The sequence below is a fragment of the Wolbachia endosymbiont of Drosophila barbarae genome, assembly GCF_044752445.1.
GTDB lineage: Bacteria > Pseudomonadota > Alphaproteobacteria > Rickettsiales > Anaplasmataceae > Wolbachia > Wolbachia pipientis.
Genome location: NZ_JBIXJM010000180.1, coordinates 1 through 5,154, shown reverse-complemented (window position 1 = coordinate 5,154; position 5,154 = coordinate 1). Strand labels below are relative to the sequence as shown.

Below are 5,154 nucleotides of genomic sequence, written 5' to 3'. Positions count from 1 at the left end.
ATACATTAAGTAATCCTTACCTTTTAATCTGCAGATTGGCGAAAGCAAATACAATAGCTTCAGTTTCATGATAAGAGGGCTGGCGGAGTTTGTCAAGCAAGTTTTTTCGTTTCTATTCCCAATAAAAGTTTGTTATATGGTTATGCAAGAAGTCTAATGAATCGCGGTATGACGTCTTAGCTATAGATGCTGGTTTGTGTGATTTCAAGAGAAGTTTAGTAGATAAGTTGTGTTTTAAACCAGATTCGGTATTTTAAACTGAACATTTTCAGTAATACCACCTGGTATAACTGAAATTTTTACACTCAGGTTTACTTTTAGGTAGTCTATTAATTCATCAACTAATATGTCAGGAGCGGAAGCACCTGCGGTGATTCCTATCTTTTCTACGCCCTGAAACCAGCTTTTATTCACACAGCTGTAATTATCAATCAAGTAGGCTCTTTTTCCTCTGGCAGTGCACAGATCTAATAAGCGGTTTGAATTTGAGCTATTTTTACTTCCTACAACTAATACCATGTCTACAATTTCAGCTAGCTTTTTAACAGCATTTTGTCTGTTTTGCGTTGCATAGCATATGTCCTTTAAATCTGGACCTGTTATGCCTGGAAACCTTAATTTCAAGGCAGCAATAATGTCACGGGTATCGTCGATGCTTAACGTAGTTTGTGTAACATAAGACAAATTATCTGGATCTTTAACCTTTAAATCATATACATCCTGCAAAGTTTGCACTAAAGTGATAGGATTGTTTACTCTTCCCCTAATTCCCTTAACTTCTGGATGGTTTTCATGCCCAATGAGAATTAATTCTTTACCACTGTTTTCATACCTTTTTGCTTCTTTATGCACTTTGTTGACTAAAGGACATGTTGCATCAATCACTTGAATACCCTTTCTTTTTGCCTCATCTTCTATATTTTTTGATACTCCGTGCGCGCTGAAGATCAGTATTCCTTCATTATCTTCAATTTCCTCGATACTGCTTACAAAAACCACTCCTTGTTTCTTAAAGTCCTCTACTATATATTTATTGTGAACAATTTCGTGTAGCACATAAACTTGGCGCTCGTTTTTGTATTTTTCTAAAGTAATAGCTAATATGTCCACAGCTCTTTTTACCCCGGCACAAAAACCTCGTGGTTCAGCTAAGATGATTTCCATTTTTGTCAAATCAAGTAAATATGCAAGCATTACTTAAAAATAAGCTCCGCTCACTGTGTTTTATAGTACCATTATTTACGTTTTATATAATAATTATTTTTCGCATATTCTCTTTAACATTTGATCAACCTACTACTTCAGAAAATTTTAGAAAAGATAATATAGTACATAAACAACCTGATATTTTAGATAGAAATGGAGTGGTAATAGCAACAAATGTGCCCACAACATCACTATATATAGATGCAACCAAAGTAAAGAATCCGGAAAGTATAGCAGCACAACTGTGTTCTACTTTGCATGACCTCGAATACAAGAACTTATATAGAGTACTTACTTCAGAAAAGAAATTTGCTTGGATAAAGCGGCACTTGACTCCAAAAGAATTACTAGCGATCAAAAACGCTGGTGTACCAGGAGTAAATTTTTATGACGACATAAAGCGTATATATCCTCACAGTAATTTATTTTCACACGTGCTTGGTTACACTGACATAGATGGCAATGGTATTGCAGGAGTTGAGGCGTATATAAGTAAAAACAATGAGCAAGAAAAGCCCCTAATACTATCCTTAGATACACGAGTGCAAAGCATAGTGCATGAAGAGCTAACTAAAGCTGTAAGCAGATATCAGGCACTTGGCGGAGTAGGAATTGTTTTAAATGTGAGAAATAGTGAAGTCATCTCGATGGTCAGCCTACCTGATTTTAATCCCAACTTACAGAATAAGGCAGAAGACGTACAAAAGTTTAATCGCGCCAGTCTTGGGGTATATGAGATGGGGTCGGTATTAAAATACTTTACAATAGCCGCAGCGCTTGATGCGAACGCTACAAAAACTAGCGATTTATATGACGTATCAACACCAATCACCATTGGAAAGTATAAAATTCAGGATTTTCATAAATCTAAAATTCCAAAAATTACTGTGCAAGATATATTTGTAAAATCATCCAACATTGGTGCAGCAAAAATTGCAGTCAAACTAGGTATTGAAAAACAGGTAGAATACTTTAAAGCTATGAAGCTATTTTCTCCTTTGAAAATAGAAATACCAGAAAAATCCACACCGATAATCCCGGATAAATGGAGTGAAAACACTTTAATAACAGCATCTTATGGTTATGGCATAGCTGTAACTCCTATACATCTTGCACAAACTGCAGCAGCATTAATCAATAATGGGATATTTCATAACGCAACCTTGATGTTGAATAAAAGAAGTATAGGAGAGCAAATTATCTCAAGAAGAACTTCCAGGGAAATGAGAAAATTATTACGTGCAGCAGTAACAGATGGCACTGGCAGAAAAGCAAAAATAAAGGCATATTCAATAGGAGGAAAAACTGGATCGGCGGAAAAAGTTGTAGATGGTAAATATAGCAAAGATGCAAACATAGCATCATTTATAGGAGTGCTAACTATGCTTGACCCAAGGTACATAGTGCTAATTGCTATTGATGAGCCTCAAGGGATGCACCATACCGGGGGAATAATTGCTGCGCCTATAGTAAAGAACATTATAAATAGAATAGCGCCTATACTAAATGTTACACCTGAGATGTAAAATTATGATTGCTTTACTACAACTTCAAATTTATCATCACCAAAATCCTTATTAATATACCAAGAACCATCATCTTTAGTTACAAATTCAAGACCTTTAAGGTCTTTTTTTATTGTCTTTCCATTTTGACCATCAATAGCGATATTAATATCGAATGTAATAATGTCTAGATTTATCATAGCTTCTTTCCCGCTGCACGAATTTAGACTGAACTTGCCTAACATGACATCATTAAAACTCACTTCCCCTGTATAGACATCACACTGACCGTCCACACAACACGTAGTTTCAATATAGAAAAGATCTGACATACAAAATACCTTAAAAAAAAGAACTAAACATATATGGCCACTACACCACACCGCTAACAAGTAGTAAAGCGTCGATAAACCTAAGTTACTTTAGCTACGTAGCCATAATACAGCTAGAAATGTAAAATTCAACAGTTAATTGTGTGATTAATAGAGAAGTCTTATTTAGTACACCTTATAGGAATGGCTGTTTAGTTTTTTTGTTAATCTTTTTTACCATGCTGTCAATCATATGCTTTATCCCTTGATATACAGAGTATGTACTTTCGTCGCTACGCATATAAGCAGAACAGGAAAATACATTATGTTCTTCGTCTTCTATTGATAACTCTGTATCGCATTTTATGTGCTCGCCGCCAAGCCTTTCTATCAACTGTTCTCTGTCATCTCCTATAGTTACCTTAACCTTACTTTCTTCTTTACCTATCTTGCTACTTAAAATTGAAACAATGATGGCTGGAGATATGCATATCGCTCCTATTGGCTTTTTTGTAACAAAAAATTCTGAAACTAATCTTTCAAATTCAGGCATTACTGTCACCATGTCTTTACTTTCAGCTAAGTCAGATAAATTTTTCGCAACCCCGTATCCACCAGGTACAACTAGCATGTCAAAATTTTCAGCTTTGGCTTCTTTTAAGTCATATATTTCGCCTCTTGCGATTCTTGCTGCTTCCACAAGTACATTCCTTTTTTCTTTTGTTGCCTCTTTTGTTCTATGATTCATAACTTGTGTGATATTGATATCAGGTGCAAAGCATTTAACATCCACTTCCTGCTGATCAAGCACAAGCAAACTTAAAACCGCTTCTCTTACCTCTACACCGTCAAGGTGACCACACCCTGATAAGACCACAGCAGCTTTTAATTTTTTTTCACCCATAAAGTACCTTGATTTCATATAATCTAGATATTTTAATACAAATTCTATATTTGGAAAGGGGTATGTTATATCAATTATAATATAATTAATGATTAGCATGTATAATTAGGCATATTTATAATCAACGAAGCTGAATATGGAATCTAGCAATAGTATGTTTTTTGACACTGACTATCCAGAACTAAGAAAAGCTATTTCAGATATAATAGAAAGTATTGCACAATCCTCACAAGAGGGGAAAAAAGAGTTATTTACAACCCTATCAGAACAAGTTAAAGGGATGAACCTCAAAGATTTAGGTTTAGCGATTAATGACCAAGGCTTGCAAAAGGAGGTCAACAAAGAATTATTTATAAAATTCATTGAAGAAGTGCTTGAAGGTTTAACTTCTGAAAATGTTAACTCAAAAATAATAGAAGAGGCGTTAAAATCTGTTAACCAACAAGCAATAAGTAATGTTATAAATAATAATAAAGGTCCACTGGATAATCTAGTCAATTATTTTAAATCAGCCTCTGCAAATAAAAAAATTGGAATAGCTTCTGCCGTAATGGTATTAGGAGCAGCATTTTCTCCGCTTATTGTGCTTGCTACATTAATAGCGCTTGTGGCTATTGGAGCACGTTATGTAGGAATAGGTATAGGAAAGGCAGGGGAAAAAATAAAAGAAGGTGCGATTGAAGCAGGAAAAGCAGTGAAAAGTTCATATAAGGATTTAATAGATAAATTACCTGAGGTTCAAAGAAGAGAAAATAATTTTGAAAAGCTAATAAGCAACTTAATGGAAAAGAATCTTGAAGCTGATGAAGGAGAAAGAACAATGCTTAGTAATGAAATAAAAATAATAAAAATGCTTCAGAATCAAGAGCAACTAGCAGCCATAAGACAGTTAATAAGGGAAGATAAGGCTGGTCTTTTGAACAATCTTATGAGCAAGGGTACTAGTACTCATGAGGAAGACATGGAGAAACTTGTAGATTTTATGAGCGAATTTCAACCTGCAATTATGGCAATTGGTAGTGACATAAAAGAGGTAGAACAAAAAGTTATAGCTCTTTTCATAGAAGTCCGGATGTGATAAGATAAGGATAGAAGATGATAAGGAGGTTGAGTGCCAGCAGCATATAGTTATGACTTAAGGAAAAAAGCAATGGAAGCGCTAGACGAAGGAGAAAGCAGAGAAACAGTGGCAGCAAGATTTAAAATTGGACGAACTACTTTATGGGAG

6 protein-coding genes are annotated in these 5,154 nt (G+C 34.9%); 3 read left to right on the top strand and 3 right to left on the bottom strand.

Translation table 11 applies throughout. The annotated features are described in order from the left end of the window. Window positions 1-234: 234 nt before the first annotated feature. Window positions 235-1,164 (bottom strand): 4-hydroxy-3-methylbut-2-enyl diphosphate reductase, encoded by a 930-nt coding sequence (ispH, locus tag ACIPNH_RS03710; RefSeq protein ID WP_400771810.1) that lies wholly within the window; start codon window positions 1,162-1,164, stop codon window positions 235-237. A 20-nt stretch (window positions 1,165-1,184) separates the two neighbouring features. Between ispH and ACIPNH_RS03705 the strand changes: the two genes are divergently transcribed. Continuing rightward, a complete protein-coding gene (locus ACIPNH_RS03705; RefSeq protein WP_400771808.1) occupies window positions 1,185-2,732 on the top strand; it encodes a peptidoglycan D,D-transpeptidase FtsI family protein in 1,548 nt (515 codons plus the stop codon). 2 nt (window positions 2,733-2,734) lie between these two features. Here the strand turns inward: ACIPNH_RS03705 and ACIPNH_RS03700 are convergent, their stop codons facing one another. Beyond that, a complete protein-coding gene (locus tag ACIPNH_RS03700) occupies window positions 2,735-3,043 on the bottom strand; it encodes a hypothetical protein (RefSeq protein ID WP_010081942.1) in 309 nt (102 codons plus the stop codon). A gap of 175 nt (window positions 3,044-3,218) precedes the next feature. After that, window positions 3,219-3,926, bottom strand: a complete 708-nt coding sequence (gene elbB, locus ACIPNH_RS03695) for an isoprenoid biosynthesis glyoxalase ElbB (protein ID WP_039963711.1) — start codon at window positions 3,924-3,926, stop codon at window positions 3,219-3,221. 136 nt (window positions 3,927-4,062) lie between these two features. On the opposite strand from elbB, the gene ACIPNH_RS03690 reads away from it, so the two are divergent. Both ACIPNH_RS03690 and ACIPNH_RS03685 read left to right on the top strand, forming a co-directional pair. Beyond that, entirely contained in the window at window positions 4,063-5,004 is a 942-nt protein-coding gene (locus ACIPNH_RS03690) for a hypothetical protein (protein WP_400771805.1), read from the top strand. A 33-nt stretch (window positions 5,005-5,037) separates the two neighbouring features. Continuing rightward, window positions 5,038-5,154 (top strand): IS630 transposase-related protein (locus ACIPNH_RS03685; RefSeq protein WP_400771409.1); only part of this gene is annotated, 117 nt, incomplete at its 3' end.